The sequence below is a fragment of the Shewanella pneumatophori genome (assembly GCF_023283895.1).
In the GTDB taxonomy this organism is placed as follows: domain Bacteria; phylum Pseudomonadota; class Gammaproteobacteria; order Enterobacterales; family Shewanellaceae; genus Shewanella; species Shewanella pneumatophori.
Genome location: NZ_JAKILB010000006.1, coordinates 253,514 through 271,860 on the forward strand (window position 1 = coordinate 253,514; position 18,347 = coordinate 271,860).

Sequence of the window (18,347 nt, forward strand, 5' to 3'; positions counted from 1 at the left end):
ATCACTCCTTAATTTGTTTTGTGCGCAAAGTAATTGTCAGCATCATAAGTAAAGCTTAGTTATATTGCAAATGCTTTGCGCGCAAACTACTTGTTTGCAAATAGCTCGCTCACAAACAGCTGGCACTTGGCTAGTGTTAGCTATTGATGTGGGGTAATATTGGCTTTATCTCGCCTAAATTTAAGTTATTCGTTGTGACAGACCCGCTACAAAATACTCAGGAAAATGCCACTCTTTCAGACAATGTCTGCTTTGCGCTTTATACCGCTGCCAATGCTTTGATGCGCGCGTATCGTCCATTATTAGAGCGCTATGAATTAACTTACCCGCAATACTTGGTGATGCAAGCGCTATGGCTACAAGACAGAATTAGCCTTACTCAAGTATCACTTTCTACTCGCCTTGATATGGGCACTCTGACGCCAATTGTTAAACGGCTTGAAGCTAAAGGTTTTTTACAACGCCTTGCGGATACAACTGATGAGCGTAAAAAAGTTATCGCGCTAACAGACTCTGGTAAACAGTTAAAGGTTGAAGCTTTAGCGCTTAAGCAAACCTTGCTTGATAAAGTGGCGATGAGCAATGACGATGTTGAGCAGCTTAGGCAGCTTTGCTTGACGCTGACCCAAGAGCTAACGTAAAGGCTAAACAAACAGCGACTCAACAGCTGGCATAAACAGCTGGCATAAACAGCTGGCATAAACAGCTGCCGCCATTGCAACTTAGAGGATTATTGCTATATCGCTGCAAAAACAAGCAACCAATCTTTTCGTCGTTAAATCGGCACGTTAAATGCTTTATTCGGGGTAATCCTATTTTACGCCGGCATTTTGACGATGAATCCATTGAGCAGTATTAACACTCCTATTAATAACAATGCGCTATCTGACGCCTACGGCGTTAATAGTGGTCAGTCAAATGTCGGTGGGGCAGGCGCTATTGCTAACTTGCCTGCCAAAACGCCAGATACAGTCAATAATGAGTTAACCAAAAGCGATAATACTCTAGTGTTGTCTGGCCGCGCCGAACGTGCACAAAAAATCGAAGCCATGGCGAATGATTTTTTTAAAGGCGGTAACTTCACCTCGGCCCAATTACCACAGCTTATTCAACGCTTGTATCAAGACGGTATTTTGTCGGAAGGCCAGCTCAATCGTTTATCTCAAAGTGGTTTTGATATTCCGCCTGCTAGCGAGCAATCACTGGCAAACTTTATTGATGAGCAGCGTAAAGGATTAAGCGATAGTGATGAAGATAAAAAGCTTTCAGAAATGCTTGATGATGCAAAATGGGTGATGGGGGCGATGGATGTGTCGCAATCGCCACTTGTTGCGCAAAAGGCTAATCGTGTTTCAAGCCAGATAACCGATTTGTTGCAATCTGACAGACCATTAACTGATGAGCAAAGAAACCAATATCAAGGGATCAAGTCGCTCATGCAGTTAACCGCGATGACCGGAGAGCATCAACAAGATCATGGGCAACTCAATAGTTATTTGGCGTTAGCAAAACGTCATTAAAGCCAATAGTGTTTTACGCCAAATGGCACTTTGTATAGCGGTAATACTTAGTTAAAACTGCTCTAGCAAGCTAGGCTTTTAGTGCGTATTGCTGCACCTTTATTAAACCTGCCAAAGAGTTGCAGTTGCCTGAGGGCAACTGCAGATATTTTCACTGATTTTTATCCACAATTTATACCTTTATTATCCTGTTACTAGCCCGCCAAACGCTCCGCGTCAAGGTCATAATTTGAGATAAGCGGGTTTATTTGCAGAACTGTTTTCTTATTGTCTTCCTCTTTTGAAATAATGATCTGGATCAAAGTAATGAACCCTGTTTTATAGCTTAATGCGCCACATATTGTGATGTATTGAAAAAGTGGCACTATATATAGTGTTGCTTAGTAACGAGAGCTGAAGAGGATTTATACAATGCCAGTGGTTATTAAACGGGATGGTTACCGTACGCCTTTTGACGAAACAAGGATTAAAGATGCCGTGATAGCAGCTGCTAACTCGGCAGGCATTGAATGCGTTGAGTACGCACAGCAAGTGGCAGAAAAAGTAAAACAAAGTGTCGCAGAATTGGATGAAGTTAAGATCCATGACTTACAAGATACTGTTGAAAACTTACTGATGGAAGGTCCATATAAATCGCTTGCGCGTATGTATATTGAGTACCGTCATGATCGCGATACTCATCGTGAAGTGAGCAGTCGTTTAAATAAAGAGATCCGTGGCTTGGTTGAACAAAGCAACGCGGCTTTATTAAATGAAAACGCCAATAAAGACTCTAAAGTTATTCCTACTCAACGTGACTTGTTAGCCGGTATTGTGGCTAAGCATTATGCTAAGTGCCATATTCTGCCAAAAGATGTTGTTGCAGCTCATGAGTCGGGTGAAATTCACTACCATGATCTAGATTACGCACCATTTTTCCCAATGTTTAACTGCATGCTTATCGATTTAAGTGGCATGTTAACGCACGGCTTTAAAATGGGTAACGCTGAAATTGAAACGCCTAAGTCAATTTCAACAGCTACTGCGGTTACTGCACAAATTATTGCCCAAGTGGCTAGCCATATTTATGGCGGCACCACAATTAACCGTATCGACGAAGTACTAGCGCCGTTTGTTGCTAAGAGCTACGACAAGCATTACCAAATCGCTTTAAACTGGGGCATTACAGATGCCAAAGCCTTTGCGACAGCGCAGACTGAAAAAGAGTGTCACGATGCATTCCAGTCACTAGAGTATGAAGTAAATACGCTGCACACTGCTAACGGTCAAACGCCATTTGTGACCTTTGGTTTTGGTTTAGGTACATCGTGGGAATCACGTCTAATCCAACAGTCGATGATGAAAGTACGTATTGCAGGTCTTGGTAAAAATCGTAAAACAGCGGTATTCCCTAAGCTGGTATTTGCTATTCGTGACGGTGTTAACCACAAGGCAGGCGATTGCAACTACGACATTAAGCAATTAGCGCTTAAGTGTGCTTCAACCCGTATGTACCCAGACATCCTGAACTACGAGCAAGTTGAGCGCGTAACAGGTTCATTTAAGACGCCTATGGGTTGTCGTAGCTTCTTAGGTACTTACGAGCAAGATGGTGAGTTAGTACATGAAGGCCGTAACAACTTAGGTGTTGTAAGCTTGAACTTGCCACGTATTGCGCTTGAAGCAAATGGCGATGAAGCTGAGTTCTACCGCATTCTTGATGCGCGCCTCGTGATGGCTCGTAAAGCATTGGATACGCGTATTTCTCGTCTTGAAGGTGTTAAAGCTCGCGTTGCGCCAATCCTTTATATGGAAGGTGCATGTGGTGTGCGTTTACGTGCTGATGATGATGTGTCTGAGATCTTTAAAAATGGTCGCGCGTCAATTTCACTGGGCTACATTGGTCTGCACGAAACCATTAATGCACTTTATGGTACTGAAGAGCATGTTTACGACAGCGAAATGTTACGTGAAAAAGCCATTGCTGTTATTAAGTACATGAAGCAAGCTACTGACAGCTGGAAAGCTGAATCAGGTTATGCGTTTAGCTTATATAGCACGCCAAGTGAAAACCTATGTAGCCGTTTCTGCGCATTAGACACTAAAGTATTTGGTGTAGTTGAAGGCGTAACTGCAAAAGGTTACTACACCAACAGCTTTCACTTAGATGTTGAAAAGCAGGTTAACCCGTATGACAAAATCGACTTTGAACAACCATACCCAGAGTTAGCGAATGGCGGCTTTATTTGTTACGGCGAATTCCCGAACATGCAAAATAACGTGGAAGCGTTAGAAAACGTATGGGATTACAGTTACAGCCGCGTACCATATTACGGTACTAACACGCCAATTGATGAGTGTTATGACTGTGGCTATACCGGCGAATTTAGCTGTACCAGCAAAGGTTTTACTTGCCCTAAATGTGGCAACCATGAGCCAAGCCGTGTATCAGTAACCCGTCGTGTATGTGGTTACTTAGGCAGCCCAGACGCGAGACCGTTTAACTACGGTAAGCAAGAAGAAGTGAAGCGCCGAGTTAAGCATTTATAGTCTAGTTGGACTAAATGTGAGTCTCATTAGCTAATGCTTCTAAAGGTGTTAGTTGAACTAAAGGTGCTGTTATCAGCACCTTTTTGTCTTTTTGGCTAAAGCGAGTTTATTATGAATTATCATCAATATTATCAAACCGATGTGATTAATGGCCCTGGTACCCGAGCAACACTTTTTGTGTCGGGCTGTGAACATCAATGCCGTGGTTGTTATAACCAGTCAACTTGGAATGCATGCTCTGGCCATGAGTTTGACGAGCAGATGCAGCAGCGAATTATTGATGATTTAAATGATGATCGTATTAAGCGTCGTGGCTTGTCACTTTCTGGTGGCGACCCGTTATTTCCTGCTAATCTCATGGCGATTTTAGCTTTGGTTAAGCGAGTGAATGCGGAATGTCCGGGCAAAGATATCTGGCTTTGGACTGGCTACACTTTAGCGAGTTTAAGCCCGGAGCAGCAACAGGTTGTTGACCTAGTCAATGTGGTAGTTGACGGGAAATTTGAGCAGGCATTAGCTGATCCAAGTTTAGTGTTTAAAGGCAGTAGCAACCAGCAGATCCACTACTTGAGATAAGCTGGAAACCCAAGCACTTTATACTGTATGAAAGTGTTTCGTTATAAACCTAGGTAAAATTGGCTTAGATGCTGTTATAATGTGGCAATATATAGAAAAGCGGCGTCAGTTATCTGGTGCTGTTTTTGTTTCTAAACGTGTTATTTAGATTTGAATTTAAGGTTTGTAAATGAATTTAAAGCAGGAGCTGCAAACGCTCAACGATAAGTTAGACAAATTTCGTCGTAAGCTAGCAGCAGCTGAAAAACGCAGCGATCCAACCGTTGTGATCCAATTTAAGCAAGAGATTGCAGCGATCACCAAGCGAATTGGCAGCGTTAAAGCGCAACAAACACGCGAACTAAGCAAGCAAGGCGGCACAGTTGCTGGCCTTAAGTTTAACCGTGTGTTGACCAAAGCAGAGCAAGCTGACATGGGCAAGTTGAAAAAGTCAGTTAAAGGTTTGGTTGTTGTGCACCCAATGACGGCGCTAGGCCGTGAAATGGGTATTAAGCAAGTCACAGGTTTTGCTCCAAAAGAGTTTTAAGGCTGTTTAGTTATCGATTTAGTGAGCCGCTTCAAGGTTATCACTAGATAGTAGGCTTATGCTGGCTCGATGATAGGTTGAGGGGACATCATCTTTAATGGTGCACTTAACCGGTTAAAGTCATAGAGCTAGCAAGAGTTTCGTCTCAAGCATTTATTTTCTTTATCAGGATGTTTGCAGTCTCAAGGAATGAGAGTTGTCGTTAAGGTTTTTTCATGTCGATTAAATACATCGCGTCTTCAAAATTACCAACCCCTTGGGGTGTTTTCGAAATGCATGGTTTTGAAGATAGTGAGACGGGTAAAGAGCACGTTGCACTTACCTTTGGTACGTTTTCTCCGGGCGCAGCAGTTTTAGGGCGTATTCACTCAGAATGTCTTACTGGCGATGCACTGTTTAGCTTGCGTTGCGATTGCGGTTTTCAGCTGCAAACGGCGATGCAAAATATTGCTGAAGAAGGTCAGGGTTTTATTCTTTACTTACGCCAAGAAGGCCGCGGAATTGGCTTGCTTAATAAAATTCGTGCCTATGAATTGCAAGATCAAGGTGCCAATACTGTTGAAGCAAACGAGCGTTTAGGCTTTGAAGCGGATATGCGTAAGTACGACATGATCATTCCAATGATGCAAAAAATTGGGATCGATAAAGTACGATTAATGACTAACAATCCACGTAAAGTTAAAGCGATGCAAAGCTTTGGCCTGGAAGTGGTTGAGCGCGTACCGCTGCAAGTTGGTAAAAATCGTTATAACGAAAACTACCTAAAGACTAAATCGACACAATTGGGTCATATGATGTCTGAACATCACTTTACTGAAACCGAACAGGACGACAGTAAAGAGTAACCCATGATGGGTAAAAGCGTGAATTTTCTTGGCTTTTATCCAGTTATACCGCTATATTCGGGCTATCACTCAGTACTTTATTACCTTTAATTTAGTCTATGGCCCGATTGCGTTACCTTGCTCCTTCTGCGTTAGTTTGTGCATTTCCAGTAGCCGCTGAAACGGACTATACCCATTACGCGTTTGCCAATTACCTGGGTAGCGGTATCTATCGAACCTCAGGCCAAGATGCAACCGTCGCCAATATCCCCATTAGTTTTGATCTGCAGCGCAGTGATACTGAATCATTAGTGTTAAAAACGCCTATTTCCTTAGGTTTCTTTAATTTCAAATGGAGCGACTTGCCAGACGGCGAGCTTCCTTCAAGCGTGGGAACATTAACGGTCACTCCGGGCATTGAATATCGAGTCAAAACTTCCGATACCCACGAGTTTCAAACCTACGCTGATTTAGGCTTTGGCACTAACTTTACCAATGGTAATGATGTACTTATCTATTCTGCGGGTATGTCGAGCTTACTTGATTTCGAGTTGGGCGATACTTCACCGGTTTGGGTTAATCGAGTATTTTTTGCCGGTTATACCACCTTGCATGACAACAGCAGTGAGACCTATTCTGCAGTGCAGTCTGGTGTCGATATCGGTACTAACTACTTCGTTCAGGTCAAAGGCGTTGAGATTGAACCACGTTTTTTTGCTGCCGGTTATTGGTATTTTGATAAGCTGAGTTTTGCTACACCATTTGAAGATGATGTATTAGTGGCAAATAGCTATGAGGTTGGTGTTACTTTAGCGTTTTCAAAGCCAGTGGGCTGGGATTTATTTAGTATTGACCGTTTTGGTTTCAGTTACCGAGCTGGAGATGGTGTCGAAGTGTGGCGCTTGATATTTGAGTTTCCAATTTAATTCAATTGCCCAAATGTTGTTGAAGATAAAATACGCATTGCTAGTAAACCAATGCGTATTTTGCTTTAGTGCTTAAATTACTTGCCCCAGATCTTGGCATTAATTTCTGGTAGTGGCTGTTTAGACTTTTGCGGCTTAGGCGCTTTGTCTTTATATTCGCCGTCGTAGGCTTTTGGTGCTGGTAGCGGTAAGTTATTCATCTTCAGGTAAAGATACTCAACCTTGTCACGTGCCCATTGAGTTTTACGTAAAAACTTTAAGCTAGACTTAATACTTGGGTCGTGATTAAAGCAGCGGATATCAATGCGGCTACCGAGCTCTTCCCAACCATAATGGTCGACGAGATCAGTTAATAGATCTTCGAGCTTAATTCCGTGCAGTGGGTTGTTTGCTTGAGTCATAGTGTTGTTGCAATCATCTTGTTGGTACTTGCCTGAATGGTGTAATTATATCAGCTTATTTGTGGCAGATCTTTATAGATTGAATAGAGCTGCTATTGGCATAAATCAATCTATACTATTTAAGTTATCATCCTAAATAAAAAGAGAGCCTATTAGGCTCTCTTTAATCGTTTTGTTATTACGAGTTTATTGGAAACTTAATTCCCATGAGTTAATGCTACCAGTGTCACGGCGCGCACTATCAACGGCTTTCAGTTTCCAGTTACCAGCAGAGTCGACGCCAGACATATCAACAGTGTATGTTTTGATTATGTCATTGCTGCTGCCACCAGAGTTGTCGTGCAATATTGCTATTTGACCTGATGGGCTATGTAATTCAACTTGCAGATCGCCAATATAGGTATGACTGATGTTTACTTTTACAGTAACCGTTCCTGAATCACCTGAGCGAGTGGCTGTAATCACACTTTCAACACCGACACTGCTATTATCTGGGATATTGTAGCTGTTGGTATTGCTATAAGTTGCAGGGCCTCCGGTATCGCCTCCACCTGAAGATTCATTGTAACTTGCCACTAAATTAACCCCGTTAAAGGCGCTGTAACCTTGCACCATCACGTAGTAAGTGCCTGATTGCGCTGTAGTTATTGGGCAAGACTCGAGGTTACCGTTTTTCCAAGGTCGGCAGTCGTAATCACTTGTGGTGGGTGAAGCGCCGTATTGCACATAGAGATCAGCATCGCCATTACCACCACTCATGTTAAAGCTTAGTTCGCTGGCGCCAGCAGGAACATCAAGTGAGTAATAAAGTTCATCACCTTTAGCGCCCGCTAAATTAACTTTAGCGACGCCATTTGTTAGCACATTATCTCCAGGACCTGTACCTGGATCGGTTGGGCCATCGCATGAGGCATCTAAATAGGCTTTTGCTGCAGCAGCATTCACTAGACCATAACCTGTTTTATTATCGCGCCCAGCAGCATCCAAATCTTCAGCTGTGGTTTTTAGTGCTTGTCGAATTTGCTCAGAGTTACATTGGGTATGATGGCTCCAAACTAACGTCGCAACTCCAGATACATGTGGAGTTGCCATTGAAGTACCGTTGTAATATTCATAGTCTTCATTATCTGTATTAGATACAGTAACATTACTACCTAATTGATTTTTTAGTGCTAAACCCGTAGCGCGATCGACTGAAACTGACACGATTGGGGCTTCGTTATTACTGTCGACTAAAAAAGGATTTTGCAGACCAGGTAGTGCACTATTACTGTAAACGATAGTGGCTTGTGCGCCAGCGTTAGCACAGGCTTTTACTGCGTCGATTTCAGGATAGCTTGCTCCTTGATTTCCTACACGCTCAACTAAACAAACTTTATTGCTCATGTTGCCGCAATTAAAACTGCTGCCATTGATAGTACATTCTGCTAGCGTACCACTGGCGCTGCCGATAAATGGTGAGCTTACGTGGCTGGTACCTGATTTTACATAACGATTGTGGGGTACTATGCCATTATCAAAGTAAGACTGACCCGCAATAGTGATATCTGCAAGGCGTCCTTCGCCGCGTGTAACAGTTGAAAGAATTGCTTCACCTGGGCCAGAAATTTCAACTTGATCAGTGTATTGTGAAAACGCTGCGTGATCTTTATTGCTATCAACAGCTGCCACTGACATCACCGAATCATAAGATGCTGGATAGCTATGAGTGCTGTTACCGTCGTTACCTGCTGCGGCAATCAGCAGTACGCCATTATCTTGGTGCGCGGCGAGCGCATTTCTTTCGCTGTTGCTTGAGCTTGCTCCGCCTAAACTCATTGTTACTACATTGGCGCCATTATTAACGCAAGTATCTACTGCAGAGATCAGAGATGATGAGTAACCCCAGCCCGATGCATTAAATACCTTAATCACGTGAATATTGGCATTTTGATTAGGCATAACACCGACTACGCCCTCATTATTTGCTATCGCCGCAATTGTACCTGCTACGTGGGTGCCGTGAGCATTTCCTGCTCCTGGATCAAACCAGTTACCTGTCCCTGAATTATTGCTACCGGTAACATTGTTAGCGTTAAGATCGTTATGAGCTCTGTCATAGCCTGAGTCAATAATACAAATAGTACGGTTACCTGTAAGATTATCGCTAATGCTGGTTGCTCCTACGTAGGTTTGCCCCCAAGGAGTCGTTTCTGCCAATAATCGGCGTGGCACATCTTCTTCTACATAATCTACATCGGCGCGAAATCTAAGTTGTTGTATGTTGGTGTCATCTAATTTTACTGAGTAACTATTACTGCGACCAATACGTTTCATTTCTTTCGCTGCAACACTGTTAAGAGCACGAAAGTGTGAGAACACTTCATTGGTTCTTGGTTCATATTGCGCATTTTGGATCCCATTAATAGATTGGGTAAACCCCACGCTAGGGTTAGCATTTTTAAATTTGACGATATAACGCTTAGGTAAAGGGTTTTCTTGAGTGAGCTGTTGCGAATTACCTTGAAGCTTAAGATCCAAAGAGGGGGTCGCATTTATGCTTGTAGAGATAGCAAGTGCGAGTACCGATAGCGATAGTGCTGCCTGTTTGACATTTCTTTTAGTCATTACTGTCTTCCATGTTTTTAGGTTATTTATTTGTTTTTAGTATTTTTTGTAGAGCAAAATCTTGAAAAAATGCTCTTGGGATAAAGAATGTATCCATGGAAATGCTAATTGTAAATAAAATGTTAACTCGATGATGAGGAAGGAATAAATAGAAAGTTCTAAGCAGAATAAAACCCACTAATGATTAATTATGCTAAATAGGCGTCTTATTTTAGCTTTTTAGTCGGTTTTGTTGGGTTAGTATTGTCAGTGGTTATTTTTCTATTTATGAATTGCTGTATTTGTATAAAGTAGTCAAAAAGTTTTATTTAGATGTGGCTAATATTAAGTGTATGAAATCATAGTTTAAATAGATAATGTAACTTTCGTTATATGTTATTGCTATTTAGAATAAAAATAGTGGGTGAACTCGCTAAGTTAACTGTTTTTTATAAAATTAAGTATTTTAATGTCTTTTATATAAAAAAAGCTGCGTAAGCAGCTTTTTATGGCGTAAATTAAATAAAGTGGTTATTAGCGCTTTTCCATCATCAAGGTTTGGTAGCCTCCACCGTTGTAAACATTAGTAAAACCTGCATTTTCTAACATTTTGTCAGCGATACCACTGCGATTACCGCTACGGCAGTAAACCACGACTGAGCGGTCTTTTGCGATTTCTTGTTGTGCAAAGGCTTGATTAATCTGTTGGTAAGGAATGTTGATAGCGTCTGGTAGATGGCCTTGAGCGAACTCTTCTGCTGTGCGCACATCAATAACTAATGCGCCGGAGTCAATTTTTTGCCAAGCGACTTTTGCATCAAGCTCTGCAGCTGATACTACAGAACTATATACTGTAAGTAGCAAGCTTAACCCTAATAAGAAAGCCATCACTTTTGGCTGTGAAAATTGTAATCTAAACGCGTTACTCATCAAAATACCTTATTGTTGTTATTGATCAATGTTCGGCTGTTGCTAATTGGGCTTCAGATTGAAAGCCAATTTTGCATAAAATAATCGCCGCGGGACAAAATTGAGTATAGGCGCTTTGTAATAAATTTGCCCCTATAAAAACTGTGAACCAGATAAAATTATCGTTAATCCATATAGTTAAAGCTACTGATAGTAATACCATTAATCCGGCAAAAGCTATGGTTGCGCGTTCGACTGACATAGTGCTTCCTTATTTTTGATTTTGATTGAGGGATTAGTTTTGTACGTTAGCTTGGCTCTATAGCGAGCCAAGCTGTTTTAAATTACGGGTAGCGCTTTTTCATCACGGCGTAATACAGTACTGGGATCACCACTAAAGTGAGTAGGGTGGAGATCAGAATGCCGAAAATAAGGCTAATGGCGAGTCCATTAAAAATCGGATCATCGATAATAAATAGCGCACCTATCATAGCCGCGAGAGCTGTGAGCATGATGGGTTTTGCCCGCACCGCGCCGGAATGAATCACAGCTTGCTGAAACGCAACGCCTGCCGCGGTTTGTTGATGAATAAAGTCCACCAACAATATTGAGTTGCGCACTATTATCCCGGCGAGTGCAATCATGCCTATCATGGAAGTGGCAGTAAATTGTGCTCCCAAGAGCGCATGGCCAGGCATAACACCGATAATGGTCAGTGGGATAGGCGCCATGATGATGAGCGGTACCAGATAGGACTTAAATTGTGCAACCACTAGTAGGTAAATGGCTATCATACCGACAGCATAAGCTATGCCCATGTCTCTAAAGGTTTCATAGGTGATTTTCCATTCGCCGTCCCAAAGCACCGCGACGCTGTCTATACCGCTGGGTTGCTCAATGTAATGTTGCTTGAACGCAAAGCCTGCGTGGTCATTCGACTGGTTTTGCTTGTTGATTTGCCCCACCATATCGAACATGCCATACAGTGGACTGTCGAGTGGTCCTGCCATATCTGCAACCACCATGATCATAGGGATCATATTTTTATGAATGATCGGCGCATCAATATGGCCTTTGTTGATCCTGACCAGCTCAGATACGGCAATGGTTTTACCGTTACTGCCGCGTAAAGTAAGGTTTAACACTTGGTCTAAGTCCACTTTGGCACCTTCTTGTAATTGAAGGTTTATCGGGACTGGGTATTTTTGATTACTCTTATGCAGGTAGCTGACATTTTTGCCACCAACAGAGGTCGCGATTAAATCGACCACTTGCTGATAGGGCACGCCTAACAAGCTGGCCTTACTTCTGTCGATGATGACCTGCCACTTTTGCGCTGCAGCAGGTAAGTAGATGTCAATATCGACGACATCTTGAGTTTGCTTGAATATGCCAAGTAATTGCTCCGCGGCTTGCTCGCGAATCGCTTCGCTAGGACCATAGACCTCTGCAAGAATAGGTGACCATACAGGCGGGCCAGGAGGCACTTCAACGACCTTTATATTGGCATTGTATTTTGCACCAATGGTTTGCAGCGGAGCTCTAACTGATAGCGCAATACTATGACTGTCACGGTCACGATGTTTTTTATCAACTAAGTTAACTTGAATATCGCCCAGCTCTTGGGTTTGACGTAAGAAATAGTGGCGTACTAAACCATTAAAGTTAATGGGTGCACTGGTACCGGCGTAAAGCTGATAGTTTGCAACTTCCTCAACTTGATTAAGATAGCGGCCAAGTTCTTTCAGCGCCTTTTGAGTTTGTTCCACTGGGGTGCCTTCAGGTAGGTCGACCATGATTTGAAACTCTGATTTATTATCAAAAGGCAGCATTTTAAGTACCACGAGTTTTGCCATAGGCAAAGCAACGGCGCCTGCAATTAAAATGAAAATCGCAGCCGCTAAACCAAAACGTGCTTTGCGGGCATGTAGCCCCTTTACGAATGGTCCAATTAAGTGATTAAACAATCTAAACATCACCCCTTGATTATCATCAGCGGCATGACTTGTTGTATTTTCACTAGGTGGTTTACGCAATAACTTACGGCTAAGCCAAGGGGTTACCATAAAAGCAACCGCCAGCGAAATCAGCATTCCCATACTGGCGTTGATTGGAATTGGGCTCATATACGGACCCATTAGCCCAGATACAAAAGCCATAGGCAGCAGGGCGGCAATCACGGTAAAGGTTGCCAAAATTGTCGGGCCGCCAACTTCATCCACAGCTATTGGGATCAACTCAGTAAATGAGCGTTTGCCCATTGCCATATGGCGGTGAATATTTTCAACTACCACAATGGCATCGTCGACGAGAATACCTATCGAAAAAATCAGTGCGAATAGGGAAATACGATTTAAGGTAAAGCCCCACGCCCAAGAGGCAAACAAAGTGAGTGCCAAAGTAATGATAATGGCAATGCCAACGACTGCAGACTCTCTAAGTCCCATGGTAATTAGCACTAACAATACTACTGCTGCGGTGGCAAACATTAGTTTTAAGATCAGCGTATTGGCTTTTTCACCAGCGGTTTCGCCGTAGTTACGCGACACACTGACTTCAACCCCCTTTGGGAGCAATACGTTTTGCACTGTCTCGATGCGCTGCATAATATTATTGGCGACATCAACGGCGTTTTCACCGGGTTGTTTGCCAATAGCTAAGGTGACAGCTGGGTAGATATCTTGTTTATCACCATGCCAAGCACTTTGGGTTGGCAGCGCTGCTTTAAGAGTGATGTCTGCAAAATCAGCTAGATATACCGGTGCTGAATGACCTTGGCTGTCTTGCTTCACTGCAACCACAAGTTGTTTAACGTCTTCAATATTTTGCAGGAATTGCCCGGCTTGGACTTTTATTTCTTGGTTACCTTGAACCAATGAGCTTGGCATTGAAATGTGATTATTGCTGAGTAAGCTTTGGCTCATTTCATCGAACGATACGCCGTAGTAATTCATTTTTACTGGATCGATTCTGACGTTAAGACTTAGCTGATGATCGCCAAACGAACTGATCTCTCTGGTACCGGGGATCCGTTTTATCTCAGTTTCTAATCCATTCGCGACTTGAGTGAGCATTTCTGCTGACACTGATGAGTCTTTTGACCATAAGGTTAGGCTAACAATTGGTACATCATCTATGCCGCGTGGCTTAATCTGCGGTTCGCCCACCCCCGCTGCAAGGGGCAACTTGTATTGGTTTGAGTAAAGCTGGTTATAGAGTTTTACAATGGCATCATTACGTGAAATCCCTACGTCGAAGGCCACAATAAACAGCGCACCATCAGGTTGAGAGAAAGAATATAGGGTATCGATACCTTTGAGTTCTGAAATGATTTGTTCGGTCGGCAAGGTCACTAAGCTTTCAACCTCGCGTGGTGTGGCACCGGGAAAGGGCACAAACACATCGGCAAACGTCACATCGATTTGCGGCTCTTCCTCTTTAGGCGTGACCACCACGGCAAACAGTCCGAATAATAAACCTAAAATCGCTAATAACGGCGTGATGGCACTGGACTGAAAGGCACGTGCAATACGGCCTGAAATTCCTAAATCCTGTTGAGTTGGCATAACGACTATCCTAGTTTGAACTTACTAATTTCAATGCTGTATAGGTACAAGCATCTGCGGTAAATATTGATTCGCTTTGCTTGTTTCTGAATAAGAGTTGGCGCTAAGTAAAATTTAAAATAATCAGCGGCAAGCTATTGGTTAGCAATTTGTGTATTTACTGCATGGCTTGAGCGTGAACGATGACTAGTTATTTTTGTCGAGCGTTTGCAGGGCTTGATAGGCTTCTTTAGCCACAACATCACCGCTTGAAAGCCCTGCTAAGATCTCGACGTTACCGCTGTTACTTTGTCCCGTTCTCACTTGAGTGAGTACCCAACTGTTATTTTGCAAGATATAAACAGCGCTCAACTCATTCATGGTGAGCAGTGATGACTCAGGTAAGAATATGGCTGGGCGGCTAGTAGCTAAAAACTGTGCTTTGACTAAGCTACCAGGAATGACGCTCGTCAGGTTTTCAGGTAGGTTAATCCGTACTTTATAGCTATGAGTATTCGAGTCGACAAAGCTAAACAATGTGAGCTGCTGACTTTCTACTTGCTCGCCATTGGGCAGTAGCAGCGTAATTTGGGGCTGAGATTTTAATGCATCAATATAACGCTGTGGTACATGGGCAACTGCGCGCATCTGGTTTAGCGAGTAACCGGAATATAAGGCTTGCCCTGGGCTAACCGTTTCGCCTTCTTCAACGTGCCTTTGGCTCACAATGCCTGAAAATGGGGCGGTGACAACCGTGTATTTTACCGACTCTGTCGCCTGAGTGATTCTGGCATTTGCAGCGCTAAGTTGTTGCTCCGCCGATTTAGCATTGGCTTCAGCTTCGTCCATTGCTCCTTGAGAAATGGCGCCTTGAGGAAACAATGTTTGATAGCGAGTTAATTGACGCTGCGCTTCAATGTTTATTGCTTGTGCCTTTGCACGTTCGGCATTGGCTGTAGCAAGCGCTGCACCTTGTTCTACACTGGTGATCTCTAATAGTGGCGCACCATTTACTACTACATCGTTAATGTCATAATTCAGTTTTAATATTCGCCCCGATGTTTGCGCTGACACGGTTGCAGCTTTTACAGGTTCAACATAGGCATCAAGAGATACAATATTTGCTGACGGGGTTAATTCAACCTTTATTGTCTGCATTGCCTCAGCTGATTGCGCTGTGGTACTGACGGAAATTAATGCGCTTATCAGTAGCGCTGGGATTATCTTCGAGTTGTGTAGGGCGTTTTTCATTGTAATTTATACCAAAAACTCATTCATGCAATAATTCTAATGGATGTATTTTTTATATGCAATAAATATTCATTAGAAAAATACGATGAATTGGTTGTAGATAATTTAATACCGAATGTTGGTTGAGTAGAGTGTCGGCCCTGTAGCGTGCTTATTTATTAGGATGGTCTGAATCAGTAGCTATGAAGAAAAGCTATAGTTGTTAGGGCTCGGCAGTTGGGTCAATAGAAGAGGGGAGAGGTATTTAACATTTTTAGAAACAAGCTGCTGCAATGCAGACGGTATTTACCGTATATGGCAGTAGCGAGCGTTGGCGCGAGAGAAGTGTTTTATTGAGCTGACCGAAGTTTACTTTTGGCTAGCCAAAAGTAAACCTTAGGATGAAAACTCAACGCTAGGCTTGAAAAGCCTTAGATATAGAGAGTTAATCTAATCACTAATTAACCTTGGTGTCACTTAACCAGTTAATTACTTGATTATTAACTTATTTAGTCATTTAGATAGTAGGTTAGGGTAGATACGATACGTACTTTTTTGATGTAAGGCGTATTGCTATCGCGATCATTAATACTAAATTGCCCTTGAGCTGCTTTTTTGATTTTACCCAGTTTAGAGTCTGAATCTTTGGCAAACTTCTCCGCAACCTGTCGAGCATTTTGAGTTGCCGATTGGATCATTTCAGGTTTGACATCATTGAGCTTGGTAAAGAGAAACTGTGCTTTGCTATTGTAATCTTGATCAGATATGGCGATGCCATCTTTAGCTAGGCTGAGCATATTACTGCGAGTGCTTAGGAGTAAATCAACTTGCTCAGTATAAAGGGAAATGGAGATTGCAGCTGAGTAGCGGTATTTCACATTCGGATCGACATAACCCTGTGCTTGCCTGTCGTTTATAGCTGGTAGGGCTACGGTTATTTCATCATCACTGAAGCCTTGTTGTTTCAAGAAGCTGACCACTTTAGCGGTTTTACTCTCAACACTTTGATACAGTTGAGTAAGATCGTTACTGACTTCGGTAAAGCGTATGGGCCAAATGGCGACGTTGGCGCGCACTTCTTTTTCAGCTAAACCTTTAACGGTTACAGTCCGCTCCATGGCTTTCATTTTGATAAGTTTATCGCCAACAGTGTTACCTAACATGATTAGGCCTATACATAGTAAACCGCCAAGAATAAGCGCTGGTAGGGCATTGTTTTTAGACATGGTATTTTCTCGCTGAAAAATTATGCCTTTACGTTAACAAGGATTGAGCAAGTAAAACAAATGAATTTAGTTTTACGTATTTCGGTCAATAAAAAAGCCGCACTGAGTGCGGCTTTTAAGCTATCTACAATTAAGCGCTTAGCTTAAAACTGATAGTTGTATGCTAACGAGAAGTAGTTAGCACCAGTGCTAGTTGTTGCGGTTAGTGTGCCATTTAGGCCGCCTAACGATTTTTCCGTCACTTCAGTATCACGGCCAGTTACGTATGCATAACCAAAATCAACTGATGAGTGTTTGTTTAACTTATAAGTTGCACCAGCAGTAAACCAGTTACGGTCAGAATCTGGGATAGAGATTGACTCGATATCACCAACAACACCTTGGTCGTATGCAATACCTGCACGTAGTGTCATTTTTTCATCTAATTGGTAAGTTACACCGGCACTTAGGAACCAAGAATCGTTCCATTGGTATTCTTTAAGCACTGTAGTGCCATTGTTGTCGTGTAAATCAACAGATGTAAAATTGCTCCACTGAGTCCATTGCGCCGTGTAGTGCACAGCAAAGGCATCTGTTAGCTGGTGGAAACCGGCAAACTGAGCAATATCAGCTAGTGGTACTGTCAGTTCATCATATTCAGTACCAAGTCGGTTTAGGGTGCCTTCAGCTTCGATATCAGGACTGAAGCGGTAGCTAAGACCAAAACGGTTATTAGCGTTCATTTCATAGGTGACACCCACGATACCACCAAAACCGATACCATCTGCTTCAACATCAACAAAGTTTACTGAGTTTGGACCAGTAAGAACTGTTTGACCGTCACGAGTCAGTACACCTTCACCGTGAATAATATCTAGGCCTAAACCTACGCTCCATTGGTCGTTAATGCGGGCCGATACGCTAGCGTTAAAGTTTACTGTTGTGACTTCGGTATTACCAACAAGATCACCTGGAACAGGTAGGTTTCCACCTGCCGTTAAGTCACTTGTGTCAGTACCAGTACCGTAATTAGAAAATGCTGCTAGGCCAAATGCGAAAGTGTCATTGATTGGCTGAATATAATATGCGTTTGGAATAACTTTTCCTTCAGCGGCATTGGCTACATGGCCGTACTCAACAGTTTCAAGAGGAGGACGAGTCCAGTTCGCGTCCTGCACTTCAACTGTTACATCGGCGTAGGTCATACCTACTGAGATAGCTTTGTCATCGAACATAGCCATTGCTGCAGGGTTACGCGCTAAAACAGATGCGTTATCTGCAATTACAGCGTCACCGGCGAATGCACGACCGATACCTGTTGCTGATTGGCTGTTTAGTTGGAAGCCGGCTGCCATTGTTTGTGTGCTTGCTAGAGCTACTGATACTGCAATAAGAGTCTTGTTGAAATACTTCATTATTATTCATCTCTATTATTTTTGGTCCTGCTTATTTTAGGTCAATTCATTGTGATTGACGGCAAGATCCACTTATTAGACCAGTGCATAGTAGGTAGTAGAGGGCAAGCTAACAACTCCGACCAGAGATTGTTTTTTGTTAACTATTAGTTAAT

General features: G+C 42.7%; 15 protein-coding genes. 7 read left to right on the forward strand and 8 right to left on the reverse strand.

The annotated features are described in order from the left end of the window. The first annotated feature begins 146 nt into the window (after positions 1-146). The 7 genes from L2740_RS11675 (at position 147) to L2740_RS11705 (ending at position 6,901) form a co-directional block, all read left to right on the forward strand. Entirely contained in the window at positions 147-641 is a 495-nt protein-coding gene (locus L2740_RS11675; protein WP_248950379.1) for a MarR family winged helix-turn-helix transcriptional regulator, read from the forward strand. Positions 642-836: 195 nt separating this feature from the next. Then, complete coding sequence (locus L2740_RS11680; protein ID WP_248950380.1) at positions 837-1,520, forward strand: hypothetical protein; 684 nt, start codon at positions 837-839, stop codon at positions 1,518-1,520. A gap of 411 nt (positions 1,521-1,931) precedes the next feature. Beyond that, complete coding sequence (gene nrdD / locus L2740_RS11685) at positions 1,932-4,049, forward strand: anaerobic ribonucleoside-triphosphate reductase (protein WP_248469324.1); 2,118 nt, start codon at positions 1,932-1,934, stop codon at positions 4,047-4,049. Between the two features lie 111 nt (positions 4,050-4,160). Then, positions 4,161-4,625, forward strand: a complete 465-nt coding sequence (nrdG, locus tag L2740_RS11690; protein WP_248950382.1) for an anaerobic ribonucleoside-triphosphate reductase-activating protein — start codon at positions 4,161-4,163, stop codon at positions 4,623-4,625. 169 nt (positions 4,626-4,794) lie between these two features. Next, entirely contained in the window at positions 4,795-5,151 is a 357-nt protein-coding gene (locus tag L2740_RS11695) for a YibL family ribosome-associated protein (RefSeq protein ID WP_248950383.1), read from the forward strand. Positions 5,152-5,366: 215 nt separating this feature from the next. Beyond that, on the forward strand, positions 5,367-5,996 hold the full coding sequence (gene ribA, locus L2740_RS11700; RefSeq protein ID WP_248469321.1) for a GTP cyclohydrolase II: 630 nt from the start codon (positions 5,367-5,369) through the stop codon (positions 5,994-5,996). Between the two features lie 98 nt (positions 5,997-6,094). Further along, positions 6,095-6,901 (forward strand): hypothetical protein, encoded by an 807-nt coding sequence (locus L2740_RS11705; protein ID WP_248950384.1) that lies wholly within the window; start codon positions 6,095-6,097, stop codon positions 6,899-6,901. 77 nt (positions 6,902-6,978) lie between these two features. Here the strand turns inward: L2740_RS11705 and L2740_RS11710 are convergent, their stop codons facing one another. The 8 genes from L2740_RS11710 to L2740_RS11745 all read right to left on the reverse strand — a co-directional run bounded on the left by L2740_RS11710 (position 6,979) and on the right by L2740_RS11745 (position 18,192). Next, the gene (locus tag L2740_RS11710) at positions 6,979-7,302 is read right to left on the reverse strand and encodes a VF530 family protein (protein WP_248950385.1); all 324 of its coding nucleotides are present in this window, start codon (positions 7,300-7,302) and stop codon (positions 6,979-6,981) included. 186 nt (positions 7,303-7,488) lie between these two features. Beyond that, entirely contained in the window at positions 7,489-9,909 is a 2,421-nt protein-coding gene (locus tag L2740_RS11715; RefSeq protein WP_248950386.1) for a S8 family serine peptidase, read from the reverse strand. 513 nt (positions 9,910-10,422) lie between these two features. Then, positions 10,423-10,818 (reverse strand): rhodanese-like domain-containing protein, encoded by a 396-nt coding sequence (locus L2740_RS11720; RefSeq protein WP_248950387.1) that lies wholly within the window; start codon positions 10,816-10,818, stop codon positions 10,423-10,425. Positions 10,819-10,843: 25 nt separating this feature from the next. Beyond that, complete coding sequence (locus L2740_RS11725; RefSeq protein WP_248950388.1) at positions 10,844-11,059, reverse strand: YgaP family membrane protein; 216 nt, start codon at positions 11,057-11,059, stop codon at positions 10,844-10,846. Positions 11,060-11,141: 82 nt separating this feature from the next. Then, positions 11,142-14,363 (reverse strand): efflux RND transporter permease subunit, encoded by a 3,222-nt coding sequence (locus L2740_RS11730; protein WP_248950389.1) that lies wholly within the window; start codon positions 14,361-14,363, stop codon positions 11,142-11,144. 186 nt (positions 14,364-14,549) lie between these two features. Next, positions 14,550-15,593 carry an efflux RND transporter periplasmic adaptor subunit gene (locus L2740_RS11735; RefSeq protein WP_248950390.1) on the reverse strand — a complete coding sequence of 348 codons (1,044 nt, stop codon included), beginning with the start codon at positions 15,591-15,593 and terminating at the stop codon, positions 14,550-14,552. A 488-nt stretch (positions 15,594-16,081) separates the two neighbouring features. After that, entirely contained in the window at positions 16,082-16,798 is a 717-nt protein-coding gene (locus L2740_RS11740; protein WP_248950391.1) for an SIMPL domain-containing protein, read from the reverse strand. Positions 16,799-16,941: 143 nt separating this feature from the next. Next, positions 16,942-18,192, reverse strand: a complete 1,251-nt coding sequence (locus tag L2740_RS11745; RefSeq protein WP_248950392.1) for an OmpP1/FadL family transporter — start codon at positions 18,190-18,192, stop codon at positions 16,942-16,944. Positions 18,193-18,347 lie beyond the last annotated feature (155 nt).